Source organism: Nonomuraea sp. NPDC047529 (assembly GCF_040642995.1).
Classification (GTDB): domain Bacteria; phylum Actinomycetota; class Actinomycetes; order Streptosporangiales; family Streptosporangiaceae; genus Nonomuraea.
The window spans coordinates 59,555-83,724 of sequence record NZ_JBEYTJ010000012.1; the positions used below are offsets into that span (position 1 = coordinate 59,555).

The window sequence follows — 24,170 nt, forward strand, 5'->3', positions numbered from 1 at the left end:
GTCAGATCTTTCCTAGGGGTTCAGCGGAAACGGGCGGCGTCCGGGTCGGCCGCGGCGACTGGCCCGTCTCGTCGAGGAAGCCGGGCGGCGGCAGGTGGTACGGCGGCTCGGCGCCGGCCGGCAGGAGCGCAGGCTCCCGTTCGCGGGAGTCGAACTCCGCGCTGACCGCCGCGAGCGTCTCGGGCTGCTCGACCAGCGTGACCGCCGCCGTGGCCAGGTAGCGGGCGGCGGCCACCAGCCCGGCGTGTGCGATCGGGGTGCCGGTCGCCGCGGTGGCCGCCCACGAGTGCAGGGGCACCCCGAGCGGCACCACGGCCGCGACCAGGCTGAGGTGCGGGGCCGTCCAGCTCACCTCGGAGGTGTCGCTGGACGGGCCGCCGAGGTCAGGACCGGCGGGCGGGCGCAGCGGCAGCACCTTGTCGGCCAGGCCGGCGGGCGGCCGGCCGATCGCCGCCTGCAGCCGCCGCGCGAACGCGTGGTCGGCGTCGGTGAACACCGGCGGCCCCAGCTCGCTCATCGTGTGGTGCAGCAGCTCGGCGCCCGCCCGGTTGCCGAGCCCCTGCCGGATGGCGGTGACCAGGCGGTGCTCCAGCCGGGTCCCGCTGCCGGCGGCGGCGGCGTGGGCGCAGGTCACGACCTGGTCGTAGAGGGTCCTGGCGGCGGCGGCCGTGGACTCGCGGACATAGACCCAGACCGTCCGCAGGTCGGGGGTGACGTTGGGGGCGCCGCCGCCGCTGATCGTGTAGCTGACGCGGCCGGAGGGGGAGACGTGGCCGGCGCGCAGGCGCTCGACCATCTCCGTCAGTAGCAGCGCGCCGTCCAGGCCGCTGCGGGTGCCCAGCGGGTTCGAGCCGTGGCCGGGCGAGCCGAGGAAGGAGAACGTGGCCGAGTACAGGGCGCTGGTGACGTCCCAGCCGGTGCCGGTGACGGGGGCGGGGTGCCAGTCGAGGAAGGCGTCCAGCCCGTCGTAGGCGCCGTCGCGCACCGCGTACGCCTTCCCGACCAGGTGCTCCTCGCCGGTGGACGCGAACACCTTGATCGTGGCCCGGTTCCCCAGTGCCGTGGCGGCGGCGATGGCCGCGCCTGCCGACGCTGCCGCCAGGGCGTTGTGGCCGCAGCCGTGGCCGGGGCCGTAGGCGGGGGCGTACTCGTCGCCCTCGAACGCGACCGGCTCGTGCCGGGCCGCGCCGGCCCGCTGGGACAGGCCGGGCAGGGCGTCGTACTCGACGTTGAAGCCCAGCACCGGCCCGCGGTCGCCGTGGGTGGCGACGAACGCGGCAGGCAGGCCGGCCGTGCCCCACGCGATCGTGAAGCCGTGCGCGCGCAGGAGCGCGGCGGTGGCCGGCGCCGAGCGCCATTCGCGCAGCGACGGCTCGGCGTAGGCCCAGATCCGGTCGGCGAGCCCGGTCAGCGCGGCGGCGTTCTCGGCGATCCAGCCCGCCGCCGTCATGGCCCTCGTCATGGCACTGCTCACGGCACTGCTCACGGCACTGCTCCCGGGCGCCGTCATGGCGCCGCTCCCGCGTGGGCGTCCACGCCGAGGTCGGCGAGGAGCCGACGGCGCAGCTCGACGAAGTCGGGGTCGGTGCGGTCGCGCGGCCGGTCGAGCTCGACCCGCACATCGGTGACGAACGTGCCCGCGCGCAGCACCGCGATCCGGTCGGCGAGCAGGATCGCCTCCTCCACGTCATGCGTGACCAGCACCACGGCCGGGCGGTGCCGGGCGCACAGCTCGGCGATCAGGTCCTGCATGTGCAGCCGGGTCAGGGCGTCCAGCGCGGCGAACGGCTCGTCGAGCAGCAGCAGCTCCGGCTCGCGTACCAGGGCCCTGGCCAGCGCGACCCGCTGGGCCTCGCCGCCGGACAGCGTCGCGGGCCAGGCGTCGGCATGGCTGCTCAGCCCCACCTCGGCCAGGGCCGCCAGGCCCTTGGCGCGGGCGGCGCGGCCCTGCCCGATGATCACGTTGGCGAGGGCGCGCTTGGACGGGACGAGCCGCGGCTCCTGGAAGACGACGGTGCGCACCGGCGGCACCAGCACGCTCCCGCCGCCGGCCGCGTCCAGCCCGGCCAGGATGCGCAGGAGCGTGGTCTTGCCGGTGCCGCTCGCGCCGAGCAGCGCCAGGAACTCGCCGCGCCGCACGTCCAGGTCCACCCCGTCGAGCACGGCCCGCTCGCTGAAGACCTTGCGCAGCCCCCGGGTGCGTACGGCGAGGCTCATCGGATCGTCACCGCCCTGCGCCAGGGCATCGTGACCCGCTCGGCCAGCCGCAGGGCCAGGTCGGCGGCGAGCCCGATCACCGCGTACAGCAGCACGCACAGAGCGAGGATGTCGGTGCGCAGGTAGTCGGTGGCCCGGGCCATGAGGTAGCCGAGCCCGGCCGTCACGTTGATCTCCTCGGCGGCGATGAGCGCGATCACGCTGAGCGTGGTGGACAACCGCAGCCCGGCGAAGATCGACGGCAGCGCGCCCGGCAGCACGACCTCGCGGGCGACGGCCAGCCGGCCCAGTCCGAACGAGCGGGCCGCCTCGACGACCTTGCGGTCCACGTTGCGCACCCCGCTGGAGACGTTGATGTACATGGGGAACGTGCAGGCCACCCCGATCAGCAGGATCTTGGACGCCTCCTCGATCCCGAACCAGACGATGAACAGCGAGGTCAGCGCCAGGAACGGGATGGCGCGCAGGGCCTGCATCGAGGAGTCGACGAGCTCCTCGCCGAGCCGGGTGAAGCCGGAGACGACGCCCAGCGCCAGCCCCGTGGAGGCGCCCAGCAGCAGGCCGAGCCCGGCCCTGGTGACCGACACGCGCAGCGCCTCGGGGAGCTGGCCGTCGGCCCACAGCTCGCCGAAGGTGTCGACGACGTCCTGAGGGCCGGCGAGCACGTCCTGGGTGAGGGCGCCGGTGGCGGTGGCCGCGTACCAGGCGGCGAGCAGCAGGACGGGGCCGGTGGCGCGCAGCGCGAGCGTGACGGCCGGATGGCGGCCGGACGAGCGCGGCGGCTGTGGCGCGACGAGCCCTTCGACGCCGGCCTCCGCGTGAGTGGCCACGCTCATGACCGCGCGCTCCCGAGCGTGTTCACGTCCACGACGTGCTGGGAGACGTCCAGCGGCGCGGTGAGCACCTTCTGGTCGAGAAAGAACCTCGCCACGTCCTGATATTTCGTGATTTCGGCGGCGGTGACCGCCTGGGCGGGCCTGCCCTTCTTCTGGATGCCGACCACGAGCTCCTTCTGCTCGCCCTGCACGGCCTGCGGGCCGGTCTGGGTGAAGACGTTCAGGTACGCCGCCGGATCGGCGATCTCCTTGGCGCTGCCCTCCTCGATGAACGCGAACAGCGCCTTGACCACCTCGGGATGCTCCTGCAGCAGCTTGTTGGCGGCCACGTAGATCACGTAGTTGTCCGACTTGATCGCCTCGCCGTCGGCCAGGACGCGCGCGCCCAGCTGGGTGACGGCGGGGATGAGGAAGGTGGAGAAGGTGGACCAGGCGTCCACCTCGCCCGAGCCGAAGACCGGCGCGGTCTGCGGCGGCGGCAGATAGACCCGCTTGACCTTCTCGACCGGCACGTCGAACGTCTGCAACGCCTTGAGCAGCAGGTACTCGCTGGTGCCGCCGTGCCCGACGGCCACGCTGTGCCCGGCCAGATCGGCCACGGACCTGATCGGCGAGTCCTTCTTCACCACGATGCCCTCCCCGGCCAGGTCGGGCGGGACGGTGGCGAAGATCTTGAAACTGGGTTTGACGGCCAGCGCGGTGACGCCGGAGGTGATCGAGCCGGTGGCGATGTCGAGCGAGCCCGCGTTGATGGCCTGGGCGGCCGGGGCGAACACGGAGAAGTCACCGGCCCACTTGACCTTGGCGTTGACCTTGGCCAGGGCCGCGTCCAGGCTGCCGTCCTTCTTCGCGACGGCCAGGAAGCCGCTGTTGCCGGGGTCGGAGATGCGCACGACGACCTGCTCCTGGCCGGCGGCGGTGGTGGTGGTGTCCGGGCCGCCGCAGGCCGTGGCCAGGAGGGCGAGCGGAAGGGCGAGCAGCAGCTTACGCATGGGTGACTCCTTGGAGCGGGGTGTGGTCGGCCCAGGCGGCGACGTCCACGGGTGATTCGAGGAAGCCGTGGCCGCGCAGGAAGCGCTCCTGCTCGGCCAGCAGGTCGAGGCGTTCGGCGGACAGGTCGAGGTGGAGCGAGGCGCCGGGGCGGTAGGCCGCGGCCACGCCGGTCGCGCCGGCGCCGGTCTCCGCGCCCAGGATCCTGGCCACCTCGGACGGGTGCGCGGCGGCCCAGTCCGCGGCGCGCAGCAGGACGGCCAGGAAGCGGGTGACCACCTGCGGATGCTCGTCCAGCAGGCGCTGGTGGACGGTGATCGGGCGGGGGGTGCCGTTGTTGATCCGCGCGCGCCGTTCCGGCACGGCGTCCAGGTCGATGCCCACCTCCGCGCCGTGGCGCAGGGCGGCCTCGACGGCGAGCGCGCCCTTGACGTAGACCGCGTCCACCCGGCCGGCGGCCAGCGCGGCCAGCTCCGCCTCCCACTGGCCGCCGTCTGGCTCGGCCTCGACGTCCACCAGTTCGGCGTCACCGAGCCCGAGCCCGGCCAGGGAGAGCGCGCCGTGGAAGCCGCGCAGGGCCATGGCCCGCCAGAAGTCGATGGCGATGCGGTGCCGGGGCGCCGCCAGCCGCAGGCCCTTGAGCTGCTCGGGACTCTCCAGGGCGGTGCCGCCGCGCACCAGCACGACCTGCCGCTCCTCGATCCAGGTGAGCCCGATGAGCCTGGTCGCCTCGCCGCGCGAGCGCGCCCACAGCGCCGGTACGTTGCCGCCCTCGCGGAACAGGCCGGTCAGAGCATGGGTGTAGTGGGTCTCGCGGGGCACGCCGGGGTCGTCGTCCTGCAGCGAGCGGACCTCGATCCCGTCGCCGGCGAACTCTCCCGCCAGCCAGCCCTGGTCGGCCGCGATGCCTGTGGCGGTGGGGACGGGACAGCGGGTGAACCAGATGGCGTCGAGTGCGGCTGTGGTCATGGGCCAGAGTTTGCTTGTAAATTGGTAGGGAATGCAAAGATTGTCCCGCGATGCGGGAAGCATTCCCGGCTGGACCGGCTCCTACCTGGTCCCCGATCTCCCTACTCGGAAGACGGAGTTTCCCGTATGGCAACAGACGACAGCGTCCAGTCGGTGCGCAGGGCGATCGGCCTGCTCGGCTGCTTCGGGGGCGGTGACGCCTCGCTCGGCCTGTCCGACCTGGCGCGCAGGATGGGGCTGTCCACCTCGACCACCCACCGCCTGGCCAGGACGCTGGCCGCCACGGGCTTCCTGGAGCAGGAGGCGCGCACCGGCCGCTACCGGCTGGGGCCGTCCATCACGGAGCTGGGGCAGCTCTCCTTCCACCGGCGCGGCCTGCACCGCATCACCCCCGAACTGGCCGAGTTGGCCCGCATCACCTCCGCCACCGTGGACCTGGCCGTCCGCAACGACCGGCACGCGGTCATCCTGAGCGGCGGCTCGCTCAACCCCGACAGCGGCGCCGGGCTGCGCCGCCCCCTGCACTCCACGGCGCTGGGCAAGGTGCTGCTGGCCTGGGACCCGGAGGGCAGCGCCGACCTGGAGGCGCTCGGCCCGCTGCCGGCGCTGACCGGCCGCACCATCGTGGACCACGCCGAACTGCGCGAGGAGCTGGTCCGCGTGCGCGAGTCGGGGTACGCGCTCAACGACGGGGAGTCGGGCGACGGCATCCGCACCGTCGCGGTGCCGGTGCTCGACCGGCACAACCACGTCCGCTACGCGCTGGCCGTGCGCTCCACGCCGCTGGTCATCAGCGACGCGCGGATCGACTGGTTCGCCGCGCACGCGCGGGCCTGCGCCCGCGCGCTGGAGGTGCTGCTGATCCCACCGGCCGAGCGCCGCCTGCGCCCCTCCGCCTGAGTCACGGCAGGCGGCGCCGGCCGGCGGCGGTGACGCGCAGGCCGAACTCCAGCGGTGGATGCGCGCGGCCGAGCCGGTCGGCGAGCCCCTGGGTGATTTACGGGGAAGGCGTGACGGAGGCGAGGAGCGCCAGCTTCTCGGCGCTGCCGGTGCCGGGGTCGGGGTGCAGGACGATGAGCGTCTGGCCCGCCGCGCCGCTCACGCCCAGCCTCTCCCGGTTCAGCCACAGCTCACCCACCTGGGGATGGTCGAGGCGCTTGGCCGCGCCTTCGCACGTGTTCACGTCGTGACGGGCCCAGAGCCTGCTGAACAGTGGGCTGGCGAGGGAGAGCTCGCCGACGAGTTCGACGAACCGGGGATCGTCGATGTCGGCGCCGACGGACTTGCGGAAGCCGGCGACCATGCCCTGCGCGGCGTTCTCCCAGTCCGGGTAGAGAGCCTGCTCGGCGGGGTCGAGGAACACGTCCCGCAGGCGGTTGCGCCCCGCCGCGAGCCGCGGCGACAGGGTGGTCGCCGGCGCGTTGGCGGCCAGGACGTCGAAGGAGCGGCCCTCCACGTACGCGGGCAGCGCGAGCGCGGCGACGAGCTTGGCGATGCCCGTGGGAACGCTCTCCTTGCGGGGCCGCCGCCGTCGCCGCCGGGGATCGCCCGCCCCGAGGCGCAGCAGATAGGCCGTCGCGTCGTCGTCGAGCCGCAGCACGCGCGCGAGGGACACCAGCACCTGCGCGGACGGGTTGCGGTCGCGGCCCTGCTCCAGGCGCAGGTAGTAGTCGGCGCTGATGCCGGCGAGCATCGCGACCTCCTCCCGGCGCAGGCCCGGCACCCGCCGTACGCCCACGGAAGGGATGCCGGCCTGCTCAGGAGTGACGAGCTCCCGGCGGGCGCGTACGTATTCGCCCAGAAGGTTGGATTCGCCGCCCATGCGCACCACGGTAACGGCGCACCTCGGCGCGTGCCTGGCCCCCTCACCCCCAGGATCGCGAGGGCTCTGGCTGCGCCGGCGGACGAGCGGAAACCTCACTCGGGAACGAACACCCCTTTGATGAGCAAGGAGCCGCACATGTCAACGTACGTGCTGGTACACGGGGCCTGGCACAGCGGACGATGCTGGGAGCGGGTGGTCCCGCTCCTGACCTCGGCCGGGCATCAGGCGGCCGCGCCGTCGCTGACCGGCCTCGGTGACAAGGCCCATCTGCTCGGCCCCGAGGTGGGACTGGACACCCACGCCGGCGACATCGTCGAGCTGATCACCGCGAACGACCTCACCGACGTGATCCTGGTCGGCCACAGCTACGCCGGGCTGGTCATCTCCTCCGTAGCCAACCGCATCCCGGAACGCATCGCCCACCTGGTCTACCTCGACGCGATGGTCCCGGAGGACGGCGAGAGCGCGGTGGACGTGCAGCCCGTCACCCAGGCTCTCATCGACCGCGCCGCGCAGTCCGGGACCGGCTGGCGGATCCCGCCGATGCCCGAGCTGCCGCCGCCCCTGGGCCTGTTCGGGGTCACCGACCCGGCGGACGTGGCCTGGCTGCGGGCGATGCTGTCGGACCAGCCGGCGCTCTGCCTCCAGCAGCCGGTCCGGCTGGACAACCCCGTCACGCACGCGATCCCGCGGACGCACATCCACTGCGTCGCGGGCGTACCCGAGGGCATCACGCGGCGGCCCGTCCCGGCGACGCAGCCCAACGGCAGCCCCGCACAGGTGTGGGAACTGCCGACGGGCCACGACTGCATGATCACCATGCCGGACGAGCTCACCGAACTGCTGCTCAAGCTCGCGTGACCCGGTGGCCCGGGTCGGACCGGGATCGTGTCGCCGCGCCCGGCGGCGACATCGGCTGGAGTGCGGGGGAGGGGCCGGACTCGTCACCGAGCGCCGAGCTGTTCCAGTGGTGGTACGACCAGGTGCGGTCGGAAACCCTGTCCGAAAGCGGTCACGGTCAAAGGGTGATTTCCCGTGCACAATCGTCTCTTATGGAGACAAGGCGGCACATCGCCACCTCCTGCTCCAGCCCGAGAGGACCTCCATGGACATCCCGGCCCGAGCCACCCTGATCAACAAGAAGTCCGGGCTCGCCCTCGACATCATGGAATGCGACATGTCCGACGGGGGCTGGGTGATTCAGTGGACCCCCCACGGCCGGGCCAACCAGATCTTCCGCTTGGAACCCGCCGAGGGCGGCTACAAGTTCATCGCCGAACACTCCGGCAAGGCCCTCGACGTCACTCTGGCGAACCAGAACTCCGACTTCGCGATGCAGTGGGGGATCAACGGCAGTCCCAGTCAGATCTGGTACCTCAAGGAGCACGAGGCGGGCGTCTACCGGCTCATCGCCAAGCACTCGGGCAAGGTTCTGGCAGTCGCGAACGCCTCCACCGACCCGGGCGCACGCGTGGTGCAGTTCGAACCCGGTCATGACGAGAACGAGCTCTGGCTGCTCAAGGCCGTTCCCTAGCGCCGGTACGCGGAGTTCGGTTGCACGGGGTGGTCGGGTCCCAGGACCTGCGGCGTGAGGGAGGGCCGGTTCGGAGGCGTCGGTGCCTGCGGGTCCGTTGTGGCCATGGCGCCCGGGCAGGATGGTTGCCATGGTTTCCTACCAGTTGGTCATTGACTGCGCCTCGCCCGACCTCATGGCCCGGTTCTGGGCGAGCGCGCTGAGGTACACGGTGGAGCCGCCACCGGACGAATTCGGCACATGGCGGGAGTACTGGCTCAGCATCGGCGTGCCCGAGGATGAGTTGGGCGAGGGCGACTGCAGCGACAGCATCATCGATCCCGAGGGGCACGGCCCGAGGATCTGGTTCCAGCAGGTGCCCGAATCCAAGACGGTCAAGAATCGGTTCCACCTGGATGTGAAGGTGGGCGGTAAGCGGGCGGACGTGCCGTTGGAGACCCGGAGGGCGCGGGTGGACGCCGAGGTGGAGCGGCTGGTCCAGGCAGGGGCGTCCGTGGTGCGGGTGCTGTCGCAGCCCGGAGTCGATCACTATGCGGTGGCGATGGCTGACCCGGAGGGAAACGAGTTCGACGTGGCGTAGCGCCACCCCCAGGCGGCCCGCGTCCCGTACGTGAGTGCCGCGCGCGGCTGACGTACATCGCGGTTCTCATGATCGAAGGCTCTACCGCTGATTTCTGCATTCAGCCTGCTCAGGTCAGGTCGAGCCCGGCGAGTTGGGCTCTGCTGGTCACGTTGAGCTTGGGGAAGGCCCGGTAGAGCTGGTGGCTGACGGTCTTGGGGCTGAGGAAGAGCCGGGCGCCGATCTCCTTGTTGGTCCGCCCTGCCGCGGCCAGGCGTACGATCTGCAGTTCCTGGGGCGACAGGGCCGGCAAACCGTCGCGGGCACCGACGGCCAGAGTGGTGTCGCCAGCGGCACGAAGCTCGTTTCGGGCGCGTTCGGCCCACGGACGGGCGTCGAGGCGTTGGAAGATTTCGAGCGCGGCGAACGTGTTCGTGACGGTGAGCTGGGCCAGACGAAGGAGCACGGCCGATCACCATGCCGTATGCGTTCGCCCTCTCCCGGTGGTTGGAGCTCGCGCCGCGCCGCGAAGCTTCCAGATGGCCATGACCTGGGCAGATGTGATTGTCGGCAGCCGCAATCCCGGACGCGAGCTACTTCCTGGAGAGCGCCGTCGAACACCTCGAGGGGTGGGGCTGCTGTTCGACCACGACGACATGATGGCCTCATGGGAGGCCCCGATCGGCGACTGGTGGCCCGACTGGCTCGGCTCCAGCTGCCCGGCCCTGCTGATCCACAGCCTGGAGGATGCTTGCGGGGCATCGAGCCGGCGCCGAATGGGCGATCGACGGCGGCGTCCTACGGCAACTCTGGGGGACGGCACGACGAGGAGCCGCGCCCACCCCGACGGGGCCCGATGGAACTGCCCACCGCCCCCGTCCGCTTCCTGCTCCTGCTCGACGTCGGCCGCGGCGACGTCCCGCGGCCGGACAGCCTCGTGCTCGGCGCGCTCGCCGGAGAGCTCAAGACCATCACCTCTGCGGCCCGCACGGAGTCACGCATGTCGGCCTCGATTGGCAAGGGCGGCAGCGACGACCGTGCAAACAAACGCGGGGGCGTAGAAGATGCCGACCGATGCGAGGCCGAGGACGCACCAGATGCCTAGACAGATTGCAGTCAAGGTTGTGGCCCACCTCATGTACCTGCCCGTAACGACGAGAGGGACTGCTGAGATGGCGACGGGAATGAAGAGCGGGAGGCCGTTCGTCCAGTCGATGTCGGACGCATGAGTTCCTGTGGGATTATTGATTCTGTAGATCGGGATGATGAGCGTGAACAAGGCCCCGGCGAGAGCGAGGGCCACCCCGGCGACGACCCAGCGTCTTTCGGGACTCATCGGCTCATCATCCCCATCACCCGTCTCTCGCGGAGTCTTCGGCGACTCCGCAGGCTGACACTAATTATAGGTGCGTATGACCCTGTAATGGTGAGACAGCAGGAAACTGCATCCGGAGTCCGCATATGAATCGGTGAGGCCGGTCAGGTTCCCGTCCCACCAGCCCTGCACGACATTCCTCGGATAATATGCGTGGGCCGCGGGGACGGCAACGCCGCAGAACGAGCCGTTCGCGTAGTGCGCATACGACTCCGACCTGTGGTCGGTGCAGCCGTAGAGATTCTGGAAATTGTCCGCGACTTTGAACCAGCCGGTTGTGGTCAGCCAGGAATAGTTGGCGTTCCCCCAGCCGGGCTGAATACAGTTGACGCCGTTCCAGTCCCAGCCGACGAAATTCGTCACATCGTTGACCGTTAGATTGATGGGGTCCACCCACCAGGTCTCGAAGTACCCTTCGGACCTCGTCCAGGCCGCACTGGCCGACGTGGACAGGCGAGAACGGCCGCTCGGCGCCTCCTCGACCTTGGTGGGACTCGTCGGCTTGCCGGTCTCCTTCGTGAGCCCGGTGGTGGGGTCGTCCGTCTTGAGAAGCTGGTCGCGCCGGATGGCCAGTTCCATCTGGCAGGTCTTCAGGTTCAGGCGCGTTTCGTCGCCCTGGACCGCCTTCTCGTCCGGCCCCAGCTCCAGCTCGACGGTGAAGACGCAGCCATCCGCGCCGAGTTGGCGTTGGAGGACGGTGATCTGGTGGCACAGGGCGAGTATCCCCACGTCCTTGTCCCGATCGTTAGGGCAGCAACCGCAGCGCGGCGACCGTGTTCGTGACGGTGAGGTAGGCCAGGCGAAGGAGCACGACTGATCATCCTGTCGCACGCGTTTCTGTCCCCCGGGTGGCCCTGAGTTCGCGCCGCCACGCGAAGGTCTCACATGGTCATGACCTGGGCGGACGCAATTTTCAGCAGACGCACTGCCGCCGCGCGAGCAGGCACGACTCGCCCTCCGCCCGCTCCAGCCTGGCCGTCAACGGTCCAGCACGCCCTGACTACTCGCACTCTCGGTGTTTCCTCATGATCAGAGCGCAGGACATGGGTTGTGGGGGCCAGGATCGCCAAGTCCATCCGGCCAGCCCACGCCACCGGCGATCTTCGCCCACGTCTCCGGAGTCACCCGGAGAGCACGCAAGGCCGAGTCGGCGCAGACGTCACGCAGAGGATCATCGCTGATCCCGCCGACCTGCCACGACATCACCCCCCACCCGGCCGCCGCGCTCATGGCCACCCCGCCGTCGGCGCTCAACGCCACCGCGCCCACCGGGCCCGGCGACCCGGGCAACTCGGCCAGCAGCACCGGACGCAGCCGGTCACGCAACCCCCACCAAACGACCCTGCCGCCGTCCTCGCCCGTCACGGCGCCACTCCCGTCGGACGTGAACGCCACGCCGATCATCAGGCTCCGCACCCCCGGCAACGTCGCCAGCCGCCGCAGCCTGGCCGGATCGCCCACGTCCCACACCTGATTCCCCGTCACCGCCGTACGCCCATCGGCGCTCAGCGCACCCGCACCCCACGGCACACCCGGCCGGGTCAGCACTCCCGCCTGAACCGGACGCGCCGGATCGGCCAGGTCCCACACCACCGCCTTGTCCTCGCTGACCGTCAACGCCCTGCGCCCATCGGCGCTCAACCCCGCCGACAACACCGCCGACGCGTGCACCTCCGACGGCCGCCGGAGCTGCCCGCCGGCCGCGTCCCAGAAGACGACCCCGCCGCCGTCGAAGCCCGCCACGGCCCTCCCGCCGTCCCGCGACAGCGCCACCGCGCTCACCGGCCGCACGCCATCACCCGCCACGACCGTGCGCGAGCGGGAATGACCGCCCATCTCCCACACGCGCACCGAACCGTCGCGACCACCGATCAGGCCGGTGCGGCCATCAGCGGTGAGCGCCACCGCGGAGGCGTCCAGGCGATCCTGCAACGTGCTCGACGCGGTCACCAGCAGGCCGCGCCCGGGAAGACCCTGAGGCGCCAGCTCCCACCGGACGACGCGCTCGTGCGCGTCCGCCGACAGCGCGATCCGCCCGTCGGCCGACAGCGCGAGGTCCCGCACGTCGCTCGCGCCCGGCAGATTGCCCTGACGCCCGGCGAGCAACGTGCCGGTCAGCGCGGCCCGCGTACCGGCATCGGCGTGCAGCTCGACCGCGGCCGCGCCCACGAGCCGCGCGGCCAGGTCATCGACATCACGCAGCCTCACCCCTTGCAGGGCCAGGTCCCTGGCGGTGGCGATCCTGGCGCTCTCACGCCCGTCGGCCACCACCCAGGCCAGCGCTACCAGCAGTACGCCTGTCAGCAGGATCAGGCCAAGACCCGACCACGGCCCACCTCGTGCAGCACGTTGATTCGTCATTCCTCGCGCCATCTGTAAGTAGTCGGGGCGGGGCCCGGGGCCATCGACCGCAGGATCGGGAAGTTGGTCACGTCGAACGTGAGGGGGACTTACTCGCCCGGGTTGCTCTTGCGCAGCTGGTTCCACTTCTTGTTCTCCCAGCTGACGCCATGGTCGAGCAGGATGTTTTTCTATGGCGGACAACCCCTTGCAGATGTCGCCGACCCACGCCCTTGTACTGTCCGACCACAGGAATCTTATCGACCCACGGGAATCCACTGACCACGTCAATGGTCCCACAGACACCGTTGACCGAGCCCGGCTGCTTGTCCCGCAGTACCTTCTTCTTATCCATACCTGCGTGGGGGAGTAGCTCTGGTAGCAGTGCTCCTCGTACTTGTGCTTGGGGTTCTTGAGGCAGTTCTCGATCGGCCTGTCGTCATATCCAGCCCGCTTTCCGGTTTCCACGATGCATTCGAGGTGAATGAGCCCTCCTCCGAAGCAGGTCTTCGGATCGCCTCCTCGGACATGGCAGTTGGCCGGACGGGGCCGACTGCTTGTAGCCAGTCCGCCCCGACGGCGCCCAGCCGTTTCGTTCGAGCCGACCTCGCCCTTGGTGTACAGGTTGCGGCATGTCACGTACACGACATTTTCTTCGATGCAGGCGGAGCGTCATGTCCCGCCGGCCCGACTTCTCGTGAACCGGGTCGGCGCCATCGCATCTGTTGCCGTTGTGCCGATACTCCTCACACACCCTGTGGACGGCATCCTTCTCGCACTGCTGTGTCGTTTTCTTCGTCCCGAACACACACTTCTCGAAGCCCTTCTTGTTGAGGTTCTTCCTGCATTTGTCGTACTGAGTCTTCTTCGGCTTGGTCGTCTTGTGGCCGTCGGGGTCGGTGAGGGGCAAAGGATTGTCGTTGGCATAGGTGGAGCGGTTGAGCTGGACAGAGGAGCTTCCTCACTCGGCCGTGTGCGTGAGGATCGCGTCGGCCAGCTCCTGGTGGGTCTCCAGCCGGCAGCGTGTGCCCCATGCCTGCCACGATCGTCAGCCGCGCCCCCGGGATCTGCTCGGCGATGATGGCGCCGTGGCCCGGTTTGACCGGCTCGTGGCTGCCCTCGATGACCAGCGTGGGCGCCTTCACCCGGTGGAGCACGCCCACCGGCTCGAAGTCGGGGCCGGCCGCTGCGGCCAGCCGGTGGTTGGCCACCGCCGACAGGTCGCGGGCCCGGTCGTAGATGCGTTCCTGCAGCCGGCGCGCCGCGTCCTCGTCGAACGGCAGCCCGGTGCCGTGCAGCACGCACTGCTCGGCGATCATGCCGTCGATCAGCGCGCGGCGGCCCGGGGCGGGCGGGGCGGCCATCAGCACGCGGAAGAATTCCACGAACTCCGGCGCCGGCTCCGGCAGGCTGCCCTCGGGCTGCGGCTGCCCCGTCAGGGCCCGCATGAGCACCTGGCCCTCTCCGCCGCCGAGTGGCGAGGAGGCGAGGACGGTCAGCGAGCGCACCCGGTCCGGCGCCTCCACGGCGATGAGCTGGCCGAGCAGCCCGCCCGGCCGAGTGGCCCACCAGGTGCGCGCGGTCCGAGCCGTGGGCGTCCAGCACGCGGTAGACGTCGTTCTTGATGTCGTCCCAGGTGTACGGCTCGGCCGCGAAGTCGACGGTGCCGGACATGCCGGTGTCGCGGTGGTCGTAGCGGATCACCCTGCGGCCCCCCGGCGGTCAGTCGGCCGACGAACTCGTCCGGCCACAGGATGCCCTGCGACATCGAACCCGTGATCAACAGGATCGGCGCGTCGGTCTCGGCACCGAACTCTTCACTCCAAATGTTCACGTTTTGCATGTCTCCCGGCGTGCCGTCCCTGGTGACCGGCGCCTTCCGTAGAACTACCGGCGACGCCGGATCCGTACGGGGAGCCGATGCCCAGCGTGCTGATGTTTCAGGAGTTTCCGAATTGGATTCGCCCTGATCTGGGGGCTGCGGAGCGGGCGTCCGGCAAGGCGCGGGGGTGTGAGGCCATGGGAAGAGCACGCGGAGCGGGCTGGTGGAGGCCGGCCGCTCATCTGGGGAGTGGCCCGTCACGTCAACGAAGCCGACCTGCTCGGTAGCGGTGAATACAAGGGCGATCAACCCCCTGTACAGCGCGCCACTCGCGCCCGGCCCGGCAAGGACGCGTAGCCACTTCCTCCGCAGCCAGCCTCGCCTCGAGGTGCGGCAGTCCGGGTGAGCCTTCGCTGGAGGTCCCGACGAGCTATGGGCCCCTGGAGCTTGGCCTGACTATCGGCGGCTGCTGCCGCACGTCCTCACTGTCCTGCCGCCCGGCTCCGACAGCCTGCTCGAAATCTGCCGGTATCTCGGCGCCGCCGGTGACCATCGCTCCGCCCTCGCTCTGGCTCCGCAGCTGTGCGAGCACCGCACCGCACACCTCGGTGCCGAGCACCCCGGCACCCTGACCGCCCGGCACGAACTCGCCTACTGGACCAAACAAGCGGAGGGAAGGTAGGGCACATAATTGGAGCTCTGTGAGGGTCAATCGAACGACATCTCCGCAGGCCGGCGCGTCGGTAGCCGTGCCGATCGCACTCTGGCCCCAGGCTGGGCAAGGTCATCCACGGCCGAAACCCAGCCCTCGGCCTCGCTGTCCGACCTGCGGATCCGACTGACTGCGGCCCGTTTCTGCCGTATTCCGGTGGCACCCCATGTTCGGTAGGTATGAATCTGAGGATGCGGCAGGGCGGTCAGGTGCGCTGCTGGAACCCATCGACGTCGGCTGCGACCGGGGCAAAGGCGGGTGCAAGGTACTCGGCGACAGCCCGGAGGCACCACGCCGTCACCTCGGGGGCCCGCTCCGCCTCGATCTCACTGTCGAGGTGGGCGCCTGTGATGCGCTCGGCGTCGGCCGGCGGTGTTCAGGGCGTGGCCTTGGGTGCCGCCGTCGGGGGGAGCCGGCCGCTAGCGCTCTGATTGAGGTGGGGGCTGCTGGGATGAGTCCTGCCGGTGCAGGAGTTCGCGTAGCGCCTCACGTACGGGGATGAGGGCGCGGAGGAGGTCGGTGAGGGCGGGCGGGATGCGGGTGGCGGTCTGCAGGAGCAGGACGGCTGTGCCGATCGTGGTGAGGATCGTGGTGGTCATGACGTTCACGGTCGGGTCCGGCGGTGTTCGGGCGCATCCGGTATCGCACATTCGCAGGAAACGGCAGATAGGAGAGCATGGGCAGCTCTACGATCCGAACGGAACCGAATAGCCGAACCGGAAAGACGCCTCCAGCGGGAGAGTCGATGGCCGACCCGGCCAGGATCAACAGTCGTGCGGACCTGCACGCGGCGCTGCGCCAGCTGTTCGAGGAGTTCGAGGGCAGCTACCTGCATGTGGCCACTGCGGCGGCTATCGGCGTGGCGACGGTGCACGACATGGTGCGTGGCAAGAGCTTCCCGCGGTGGGCGAACCTGCGTAAGGTCCTGGGGGCCGTCGGGATCGCCGTAGCCGACCTGGGGGCCTGGAAGCAGGCCCACGCTCGCGCCGAACGCGCCGACGACGGGTGCCCGTACCGAGGTCTGGAAGTCTTCGAGCCTGAGCATGTGAAGTACTTCTGCGGGCGCCGGGATCTGACCCGATTGCTGTGGGATCGGGTATCGGCGCAAATCGGGCGAGACGGGTCGCTGCTGGTGACCGGGCCCTCGGGAGCGGGCAAGTCGTCGCTGTTGCGGGCGGGTCTCATCCCCTCCGCTGGCAAGGAATGGCCAGAGGGTCACGTGATCCTCACGCCGGGCGGCACCTCCGTCCACGCCCAGGCCGACGACCCCGTCCGGGTTCTCGCCGACAAGTTCTGCGGCCAGGACGATCCGGACGACGTACGAGATCGCCTGGCCGGCAAACCTGCCCTGCTGCACGATCTGCTGACGCGGGCCCGGTGCAGGCTCCTGATCGTCGACCAGTTCGAGGAGCTCTTCACCACCTGCGCCAACGCGGATGACCGCCGGATTTTCGTCCAGGCGCTGCACGCGGCCTGCAGCCCCGCGCACGGGGCGCCTGCGGCGGTGGTGGTGATCGGGATGCGCGCCGATTTCTTCGGCCACTGCGCCGCCCATCCCGAACTGGCGCCGGCCCTCGCCCGTCCGCTCGTGGTCGGGCCGATGACCACGACGCAACTGCGCGAGGCCATCGAGAAGCCCGCCGAACGCGCAGAACTCACCCTTGAGACAGGGCTGGCGGAGCGGATCCTGGAAGACCTGGGAGCCGCCTCCACCGACGACACGGTTCTCCCCGCGATCTCCAGCGACCCCGGTGGCGTCCTGCCACTGCTGTCACACACCCTTCGCGCCACATGGGGGCACCGCGAGGGACGCAGGCTCACCCTGGCCGGCTATCAGGCGACCGGCGGGGTCAGCAAGTCGCTGGCCCGCACCGCCGACACCGCGCTGGACAACGTGGGGCTGGCCCATCGCGACCGCGCCCGGAGCATGCTGACGCGGCTGGTCCACCTCGGAGAGGGGAGCGAGCCCTCGCGCCGCAAAGTGGCGCTGACCGAGTTGCTCGGGCCCGAGGACAGTGCGGGATATGAGGCGGCCCGTCAGGTCCTCGACCGGTTCGTCGAGCACCGGTTGGTGACGGTGAACTGGACCGTGGACAGCGACCGAGCGGACAGCACGGCCGAGTTCACCCACGAAGCGCTGATCCGGGCCTGGAAGCAGCTGCGCGACTGGATCGAGGAACACCGGGACTCGCTCCTGGTACGCGAGCAGCTCGACCGGGACGCCCGCACGTGGGCCGGCAAGGGCCGCGACGCGGCGTATCTGTACCGGGGCCTGCGGCTGGCCAGTGCACAAGAGGCCAGCAAAGACGACGGTGACAGGCTCGGGAACGACGCCCGGGACTTCCTCGACGCCGGCACCCGGCAGGACCAGGCCGAGCGGGACTCAGTCCGCCGGCGCGCCCGCAACCGCACGATGCTGAGCGCAGTACTGGCCGTCCTGCTCATGATCGCGATCGGAGCAGCCGGGACTGTGATCGTTCAGAGCCGGACCGTCTCCGAACAGCGTGACGAGGCAGTCGGAGCGCGGGCCGCCAACGTCGCCGCGGCGATGGCGCCTACCGACCCGATAATCGCCAAGCAGCTCGGGGTGGCGGCCGCGACCCTGGCCCCTAAGGCGTTCGAGACCAGGAGCACACTGCTGACGCTGTTCAACCAGGCCGAGCTGTACACCTATCGCCCCCCAGGGGTTGACGGGAGCTGGCGCACCGATGGCGATGACACCGGCCGTCTGCGGGTCTACGCCCGGGGCAACGAGGTGAAGGTCGCCGACGTCGACGCGCGGAGGGTGATCCGGTCGTTCACCTTCCCCGGCAGGCCCTTGGACACCCGGCTCTTCGCCGGGCCCGGGCTCAGCGGCGACGGCAAAGTGCTGGCTCTGCTCCGGCAGGACCGCACCATCGCCCTTTTCGACACCGCGACCGGACGGCCGCGGCCGGTGACCTTCCGCGCCCCCACGGTGTTCTTCGGCCTGGACACCACAGGCGAACACCTGCTTCTCTCGGAGAGCGACGCCAGCGGCCTGTGGGACACCTCCTCCGGCGAACGCCTGGTGAAGATCCCCTACCTTCTCGGGTCGGCCGATGTCACCCCAGATGGGAGGCATCTGGTCACCCCGCACGAAACGTCGCTGGACTTCTGGGACCTGCGCACCGGCCGCAAGGCACGCACCTTGCGGCTCGTCACCGGCAAGGAACGCATCTCAAAGATCACGCTCAGCCCCGACGGCAAGCTCCTCGCCCTGACCCAGGGCAACCGGCTGGGGGTCGTCCCCTTCACCCAGCTCGGCCCCTCCCAGGTGAAGTGGCGGACGATCCGCAAAACCGGCGGCACCAACGAGGGGATCATCTTCAGCTCCGACAGCAGATACGTCTCCTTCAACGGCGTCATCTGGGACACCAGGGACCTCTTCACGTGGGGAAGCAACGACGACCAACCCATCTACATGTACGCCGACACCAACTGCTTCCACTACGCGTTCGGGCCCGGTGACCGCACCCTGCGCTGCCTCGAGGACTCCGGAGGCGGTACCACCACTGTCGTCTCTCTCGCCGCGATCCTGGACCCGGTCACCTTCCACCCCGATCCCTCCGGCCTGGCGGTAAGTGACATGCTGATGTTGGGTGACAACCTGGTGTTAAGTGACGACGGCTCAACTTTGGCTCTTGTCAACGACGCTGGAGAGCAGGTGGAGATCTGGGATCCCATCAAGGTGGTGCGCCGCAACACGCTGCACGTCAGCGGTACCGACTACCAACTGTCTGAAGACGGCCGACTCCTGGCGGTCAGCAACGGAAACAGGGAGATACAGATTTGGGACGTGGCTTCGGCGACCAAGAAGACCACCCTGACGGGCCTGCCCCCTCTGGGCGAGTCCCGCTTCGCGTTCTCACCCGACGGTAAGACCTTGGCCGTGCTCACCAAAGCCAGCAGGGATGCATCTCTGCTGGAACTGTGGGACATCGTCTCGGGAACACGGCGCGCTGCAGTTATCGGACAGTTCCCCGCCGGGACCTATGGGCCCTTCAGCATTCAGATGGTCTATCCGATCCTGTTCAGCCGCGACGGTCGGATGGTCATCTCCGCCCCGGACCAGGGCGTCGTCGAAACCTCCACCGGCAAGCGGCTGGTCCCACCCAACTCCGGCGTGAGTGTCCCCATGGCGCTGAGCGCGAACGGACTCCTCGCGGACAACCACTACAACGGCAAGCTCACGCTCTGGGACAGCAGATCGCTCCAACAAGTGGGCACGCCGAGCGTCGGCGGCTCCCCTGCGGCCTTCTCACCCGACGGCCGTCTGTTGGCCGTGGCAGACGCAACCGACCAAATCCAGCTGTGGGATGTCACCGCCGGCCTGCCCCTCGGGCTCCCGCTCAGCGGCTTCTTCCACCCGGAAGATCCCCTCGGGAACAGCTCACTCAACTCGCTGGCCTTCGCCCCGGATGGGTCGGCCGTGCTCACCATCGACCGCGCCCGTCTCCGCACCCACCTCATCGCGCCCGACAAGATCAAAGCCGCGTTGTGCGCCCAGTCCGGGCCCCTGTCCGAAGCGGACTGGAAGATCTTCATACCCGAAATCCCCTACCGCCGGACTTGCTGATCGTCATGCCAGGTGAGCCCGAACGATCCATCATCGTGGTGGACGCACGCTCGACACCACCCGGCACGGCAGCTCTTGGCCTACCCGCGACCTGTGAAGGCCCGCCTCCGGCGGGCCGGTGCGTCGGCCACTGCCTCCACGGCAGCCGCGGGCGCGGGACCGTCTCGCCGCTTTCCCCGCGAAAACCTGGCATTTCTGCGACACCTGCCCCTCGTCAGGCTCTGGAACGACGACCTACGCATCCTTGGCGTCTGCGAGGGTCTTGTGGACGACGCCGACGGAGACCTTCACGCCGGCGGCGATGGTGCGGATGGATTCCCCGCGCTGGCGACGGGCGAGAATCGCTGCGCGTTTGTCGTCGTCGACCACCGGGGGGCGGCCGCCGACCCGGCCGCGGCGGCGGGCCGCCTCCAGGCCGTTCTTGGTCTTGCGGACGATGTCGCGGCGCCGGTCCTCAGACAGGGCCAGGGCCAGGTCGAGGATCAGGGAGCGCTCGGTGTGCTCGCCGGCCGCGATGCCCTCCAGCACCTTGACCGCGATACCGCGCTGGAACAGGTCGTTGAGGACGATGAGCCCTTCCAGGAGGTTGCGGCCGAGCCGGTCGACCTCCTGGACGGTCAGCATGTCCCCACGGCGGATGTAGGACAGCGCGTCCAGCAGGACGGGCCGGTCGTCGGTGGCGAGCTTGCCGCTGATCTTCTCCTCGAGCACCGGAGGTGTCCAGCGCGACCAGCTCATGTGGATCCGGTGGGTCTGGCGCAGCAGGCTCTCGTAGGTCGCCGCGGCTCAGTCGGAAACAGGCACTTAGGTCGTCTCATCCACTCGGCAGTGGAGCCCGTCGAACATGACGGCCAGAAGTCGATCACGATGTGCGGGGGTCCGCTCCGCCGCCCAGGCGACTGAAGCGATCAGGGAGAAAAGGGTAGAAGCGTCAATATCGGGTCGGATCGTCCCCGTGTGCTGGGCTCTGTCCAGTAGTTGCGCCCCAGCGGCCTTGACGGCTTGGCAGGTGGCGTGGAGTTCGGATGCGGGGTCGGCGAGGCTGTCGACGAGAGCGTCGACCAGGCCGCGATAGGCCATGGCGTGCTCGACCGCGGCCGTCAGCCAGGTGGCCAAAGCTTGGTGCGGGGATGGGGAGGCGAGCAGCTCATCTGAGCGGGCTTTCAGGCCGCGCAGGCTTTCGCCCAGCAACGCCTCCAGTAGTGCCTGGCGGGTCGGGAAGTGCCGGTAGAGGGTCACGTTGCCGACGCCGGCGGTGCGCGCGATGTCGTTCAAGGAGGCGCCGACGCCGTGCTCGGCGAAAGCCGTCCGGGCGGTCGTCAGGAGCCGCTCGTAATTGCGTCGCGCATCTTTGCGCCCTACGGGCCGGGCCTGCGTTGATCGGTCCGCCACGGGAACCCTCCACATATTTGCCAAAACGAGGAACCTCCTCATATCTTAGCTCACCACAAGCGAGGAACTTCCTCGTTTCTTTGGGTTCCATTCTGAGGAGTGCCATGACCGAGCAGAGCACGCACGTGGCAAGAGCGGGATCCGGGCCCGCCGGTGCCGCCCGACAGCAGCGCCACCCCGGTCTGGTGCTCGCCATCGTGCTGATCTGTCAGACGATGTTCATCCTGGACACCAACGTGGTGAACATCGCCCTCCCCGACATCCAGCACGACCTCGGCTTCTCGGCGGCCGGCCTGTCCTGGGTGCTCAATGCCTACATGCTGGCCTTCGGCGGTCTGCTGCTGCTCGGCGGTCGCATGGGCGACATCGCCGGCCAACGGCGGGCTCTCATCGGCGGGGTGGTCGTCTTCACCGCCGCCTCACTGGCCGGAGGGCTGGCCACATCGGCTGGGATGCTGCTGGCGGCCCGTGCCGGTCAGGGGATCGGCGCCGCCATTGCCGCACCGACCGTGCTCGCCCTCATCACCGTAGGCTTTCCGGACCCTGCACGCAGGGCGCGGGCACTGGGGGCTTATGCGGCAGTCTCCGGTTCCGGCGCCGCGATCGGGCTCATCGCCGGTGGCATGCTCACCGACTGGATCTCCTGGCGGTGGGTGCTGTTCATCAACGTGCCGATCGGCATCGTCCTGCTGATCCTGGCCCCGCTGTTCATCACCGAGACCGATCGCCACCCGGGCCGCTTCGACGTGGCGGGTTCGCTGACCTCGACGCTTGGCATGACCGCGCTCGTCTACGGCTTCATCCGCGCCGCCGAGCAGGGCTTCGGTGACGTGGTCACGCTCGGCGCGCTCGGCGTGGCCGCCATCCTGCTGGTCCTGTTCGTGGCCGTCGAGTCCCGTGCCCGGCAGCCGATCGTCCCGCTGCGGCTGTTCGCTGACCGCAACCGTGCCGGCGGCTACGTCGTGCTGCTGTTTGTCCTGGCCGCGGGCAACGGCATGTTCTTCTTTCTCACCCAGTTCCTGCAGCAGGCCCGCGGGTACAGCCCACTGCAGGCGGGGTTCGCCTTCGTGCCGCTGGCCCTGGTGATCCTTGCGTCCTCCGGTGTGGCGGCCCGGCTGCTGCCGCGCCTGGGTGCCAAGACGCTGATCGGCGTCGGAGCTGGGCTGATCAGCCTGGCTCTGCTGTGGATGACGCGGCTGACGCCCCAGGCCGACTACGCCACGGCGCTGCTCGGCCCCATGATGATCGCCGGTCTTGGCATGGGCATCTTGCTGGTGGGAGCAACCACCGTGTTGTCCTCCGGGATCCGAGCCGAGGATGCCGGCGCCGCCTCCGGCCTGCTCAATGTCATGCAGCAGATCGGCGGCGCGCTGGGGCTGGCCATCCTCGTCACGGTGTTCGGCGCGGCCACGCGCGCTTCGCGCGGACCGGCCCACCAGGTCCTCACTGAGGGAGTCACCGAGGCATTTACCGTCGCAGCCGCATTCACCGCCGGCGCAATCCTCCTGGCCCTGACCATGAAGAACCGGCCGGCTCCCACAGCCGAATCCGCAGCCGCGGAGGAGCTCACCCGATGACGTAGGAAGCAGCCTCATCTGCGCCGGCGATGAGATGCGGGAACGGGACCCAGTGCACGTTCTCCGTTCCGCCACACTCTGCCCCCCGACTCCAGGCAGCAGCGGCTCCGCCTGAATCCGAGGGGTGCGCCCGCTCTTCGGCGAGGCGGACTGGCGCGCGACGCCACCCACCAGATCGGAAGTGCCGATTTGCCAATTGGCCCGCGAAGAGGATCGGAACGGCCAGTAGCGACTCAGCCGTGTGGTGACTCTGACGACTGGACATCGTCGGGTTATGGCTGATCAGCGGGCCGCCGGGGTGACGGGTCGTCGCGCTCCAGCCACTGCACCGCGGCGAGGAATTGTTCCTGGGTGAGCCCGGTCGCGTTCTGTAGGTCTCCGGTCGAGATCTCGGTCCGGTTGTCCCGCCTGGCGATTTCAAGCGCGCGAAAGAGTTTCCCGGCCCCTGGTTCGGCGTCGATGCAGTGCCGGGCGGCCGCTTGGGCGTGGAGCTGCCTCATGTGATCGGCGGAGCAGGCGACCACCATCCGCCGTCCGTCCCAGGCGGGTTCGGTGGCGTGGGTCGCCGAGGAATCGGGCATGAGCCCGTACCGGCGGTGTTCTCCCGAACGTGCCCCCAGGGCCCAAGTAGCTGTGCGTAGCGAGCCGTCACTCTTATGGCGTGATCGGACGTGGCTCAGCTCAGGCCCAGCGACCTGACCAGGTCGAGCATTTCGGCGCGGTGCAGGGCGGCCGGGTTGCCTGCTACGGGGTGAATGTGGCCGTCGATCTCCAGGGCGACCAGGCCGTGCATCCGGCCCCAGACGCGCAGCGCGAGGGCCGCCGCCGCGGGCGGCACGTCGGGGAGATCCTCCTGGATCTTTGCGGCGTAGTCCGGATGGAGGTCGGACCAGGAGGTGTCTTCGGGCTGGTGGCGCCGGGCATGCGGCCACGAGGCCGCCACCAGGCGGGTGAGCTCGCGGCACACACGGCGGGCCGTCTGGTCGACCGGCCCGTCCTCGGGCGGCTGGTAGCCCGGGACGGGGTGTCCGTAGAAGAGCCGGAAGCTCTCCGGATGGGCCAGTGCCCACTCTCTAAGTGCCCGGCCCCAGGCCATCAGCCTGCCACCGGGGTCGGTGTTGGGCACCGCGTTGCTGGCGGACTCCAGCGCATCCGCGAGCGAGGCGGCGATCTCGCTGATCAGTGCCGTGATCAGGTCGTCCCGGGTGGGGAAGTAGCTGTAGATCGCGCGCGCGGTCATCCCCATCTCGCGGGCGATGCCCCGCAGCGAGATCGCTCCCGGGCCGCCTTCGGCCATCTGCCGCAGCGCGATGGTCTTGATCTCCCGGCTCGTCTCCACCCGCAGCCGCTCCCGGCGGCTCATCATGCCCCCGGCGCGTTCGCCCTGTTCGATGCCCACCTTGAACAGGTTACAGGGATGCGTTA

22 protein-coding genes are annotated in these 24,170 nt (G+C 69.8%); 7 read left to right on the plus strand and 15 right to left on the minus strand.

The window, feature by feature from the left end; genetic code table 11:
- Position 1: 1 nt before the first annotated feature.
- From ABZ815_RS20935 to ABZ815_RS20955, 5 genes are read right to left on the minus strand one after another with little or no spacing between them, the layout of a single operon-like run.
- Complete coding sequence (locus tag ABZ815_RS20935) at positions 2-1,486, minus strand: hypothetical protein (protein WP_357700200.1); 1,485 nt, start codon at positions 1,484-1,486, stop codon at positions 2-4.
- Between the two features lie 20 nt (positions 1,487-1,506).
- Positions 1,507-2,217 carry an ABC transporter ATP-binding protein gene (locus ABZ815_RS20940; protein ID WP_357700203.1) on the minus strand — a complete coding sequence of 237 codons (711 nt, stop codon included), beginning with the start codon at positions 2,215-2,217 and terminating at the stop codon, positions 1,507-1,509.
- On the minus strand, positions 2,214-3,053 hold the full coding sequence (locus ABZ815_RS20945; RefSeq protein WP_357700205.1) for an ABC transporter permease subunit: 840 nt from the start codon (positions 3,051-3,053) through the stop codon (positions 2,214-2,216). Before ABZ815_RS20945 ends, ABZ815_RS20940 begins: the two co-directional genes overlap by 4 nt.
- Positions 3,050-4,045: an ABC transporter substrate-binding protein gene (locus ABZ815_RS20950; RefSeq protein WP_357700207.1), complete on the minus strand. Its 996-nt coding sequence runs from the start codon at positions 4,043-4,045 to the stop codon at positions 3,050-3,052. Before ABZ815_RS20950 ends, ABZ815_RS20945 begins: the two co-directional genes overlap by 4 nt.
- Entirely contained in the window at positions 4,038-5,012 is a 975-nt protein-coding gene (locus ABZ815_RS20955; RefSeq protein WP_357700209.1) for an ABC transporter substrate-binding protein, read from the minus strand. The genes ABZ815_RS20950 and ABZ815_RS20955 overlap by 8 nt, the downstream gene beginning before the upstream one ends.
- 126 nt (positions 5,013-5,138) lie before the next feature.
- Between ABZ815_RS20955 and ABZ815_RS20960 the strand changes: the two genes are divergently transcribed.
- Positions 5,139-5,912: an IclR family transcriptional regulator gene (locus ABZ815_RS20960; RefSeq protein ID WP_357700211.1), complete on the plus strand. Its 774-nt coding sequence runs from the start codon at positions 5,139-5,141 to the stop codon at positions 5,910-5,912.
- A gap of 97 nt (positions 5,913-6,009) precedes the next feature.
- Here ABZ815_RS20960 and ABZ815_RS20965 read toward each other — a convergent pair whose 3' ends face one another.
- Complete coding sequence (locus ABZ815_RS20965; protein WP_357700213.1) at positions 6,010-6,834, minus strand: helix-turn-helix transcriptional regulator; 825 nt, start codon at positions 6,832-6,834, stop codon at positions 6,010-6,012.
- A 138-nt stretch (positions 6,835-6,972) separates the two neighbouring features.
- On the opposite strand from ABZ815_RS20965, the gene ABZ815_RS20970 reads away from it, so the two are divergent.
- The 3 genes from ABZ815_RS20970 to ABZ815_RS20980 all read left to right on the plus strand — a co-directional run bounded on the left by ABZ815_RS20970 (position 6,973) and on the right by ABZ815_RS20980 (position 8,951).
- Positions 6,973-7,698 carry an alpha/beta hydrolase gene (locus tag ABZ815_RS20970; protein ID WP_357700215.1) on the plus strand — a complete coding sequence of 242 codons (726 nt, stop codon included), beginning with the start codon at positions 6,973-6,975 and terminating at the stop codon, positions 7,696-7,698.
- A 244-nt stretch (positions 7,699-7,942) separates the two neighbouring features.
- On the plus strand, positions 7,943-8,371 hold the full coding sequence (locus ABZ815_RS20975; RefSeq protein ID WP_357700217.1) for an RICIN domain-containing protein: 429 nt from the start codon (positions 7,943-7,945) through the stop codon (positions 8,369-8,371).
- Between the two features lie 130 nt (positions 8,372-8,501).
- Complete coding sequence (locus ABZ815_RS20980) at positions 8,502-8,951, plus strand: VOC family protein (RefSeq protein WP_357700219.1); 450 nt, start codon at positions 8,502-8,504, stop codon at positions 8,949-8,951.
- Positions 8,952-9,060: 109 nt separating this feature from the next.
- Here the strand turns inward: ABZ815_RS20980 and ABZ815_RS20985 are convergent, their stop codons facing one another.
- Positions 9,061-9,396, minus strand: a complete 336-nt coding sequence (locus ABZ815_RS20985) for a helix-turn-helix transcriptional regulator (protein ID WP_357700222.1) — start codon at positions 9,394-9,396, stop codon at positions 9,061-9,063.
- A 390-nt stretch (positions 9,397-9,786) separates the two neighbouring features.
- On the opposite strand from ABZ815_RS20985, the gene ABZ815_RS20990 reads away from it, so the two are divergent.
- Positions 9,787-10,035, plus strand: a complete 249-nt coding sequence (locus ABZ815_RS20990; protein WP_357700225.1) for a hypothetical protein — start codon at positions 9,787-9,789, stop codon at positions 10,033-10,035.
- Between the two features lie 291 nt (positions 10,036-10,326).
- Here the strand turns inward: ABZ815_RS20990 and ABZ815_RS20995 are convergent, their stop codons facing one another.
- The 4 genes from ABZ815_RS20995 to ABZ815_RS21010 all read right to left on the minus strand — a co-directional run bounded on the left by ABZ815_RS20995 (position 10,327) and on the right by ABZ815_RS21010 (position 15,778).
- Entirely contained in the window at positions 10,327-11,034 is a 708-nt protein-coding gene (locus tag ABZ815_RS20995) for a hypothetical protein (protein WP_357700227.1), read from the minus strand.
- 300 nt (positions 11,035-11,334) lie between these two features.
- The gene (locus ABZ815_RS21000) at positions 11,335-12,666 is read right to left on the minus strand and encodes a hypothetical protein (protein WP_357700230.1); all 1,332 of its coding nucleotides are present in this window, start codon (positions 12,664-12,666) and stop codon (positions 11,335-11,337) included.
- A 725-nt stretch (positions 12,667-13,391) separates the two neighbouring features.
- On the minus strand, positions 13,392-14,171 hold the full coding sequence (locus tag ABZ815_RS21005) for an alpha/beta hydrolase (RefSeq protein WP_357700232.1): 780 nt from the start codon (positions 14,169-14,171) through the stop codon (positions 13,392-13,394).
- A 1,427-nt stretch (positions 14,172-15,598) separates the two neighbouring features.
- Positions 15,599-15,778 (minus strand): hypothetical protein, encoded by a 180-nt coding sequence (locus ABZ815_RS21010; protein ID WP_357700235.1) that lies wholly within the window; start codon positions 15,776-15,778, stop codon positions 15,599-15,601.
- Positions 15,779-15,924: 146 nt separating this feature from the next.
- Between ABZ815_RS21010 and ABZ815_RS21015 the strand changes: the two genes are divergently transcribed.
- A complete protein-coding gene (locus ABZ815_RS21015; protein WP_357700237.1) occupies positions 15,925-19,776 on the plus strand; it encodes a hypothetical protein in 3,852 nt (1,283 codons plus the stop codon).
- Positions 19,777-20,010: 234 nt separating this feature from the next.
- Here the strand turns inward: ABZ815_RS21015 and ABZ815_RS21020 are convergent, their stop codons facing one another.
- Both ABZ815_RS21020 and ABZ815_RS21025 read right to left on the minus strand, forming a co-directional pair.
- Positions 20,011-20,514: a recombinase family protein gene (locus ABZ815_RS21020; RefSeq protein WP_357700240.1), complete on the minus strand. Its 504-nt coding sequence runs from the start codon at positions 20,512-20,514 to the stop codon at positions 20,011-20,013.
- Positions 20,515-20,580: 66 nt separating this feature from the next.
- Positions 20,581-21,168: a helix-turn-helix domain-containing protein gene (locus tag ABZ815_RS21025; RefSeq protein ID WP_357700242.1), complete on the minus strand. Its 588-nt coding sequence runs from the start codon at positions 21,166-21,168 to the stop codon at positions 20,581-20,583.
- 104 nt (positions 21,169-21,272) lie between these two features.
- On the opposite strand from ABZ815_RS21025, the gene ABZ815_RS21030 reads away from it, so the two are divergent.
- Positions 21,273-22,745 carry an MFS transporter gene (locus ABZ815_RS21030; RefSeq protein WP_357700245.1) on the plus strand — a complete coding sequence of 491 codons (1,473 nt, stop codon included), beginning with the start codon at positions 21,273-21,275 and terminating at the stop codon, positions 22,743-22,745.
- 272 nt (positions 22,746-23,017) lie between these two features.
- Here ABZ815_RS21030 and ABZ815_RS21035 read toward each other — a convergent pair whose 3' ends face one another.
- Entirely contained in the window at positions 23,018-23,326 is a 309-nt protein-coding gene (locus ABZ815_RS21035; RefSeq protein ID WP_357700248.1) for a hypothetical protein, read from the minus strand.
- A gap of 95 nt (positions 23,327-23,421) precedes the next feature.
- Entirely contained in the window at positions 23,422-24,144 is a 723-nt protein-coding gene (locus ABZ815_RS21040) for a TetR/AcrR family transcriptional regulator (protein WP_357700250.1), read from the minus strand.
- Positions 24,145-24,170: the final 26 nt, after the last annotated feature.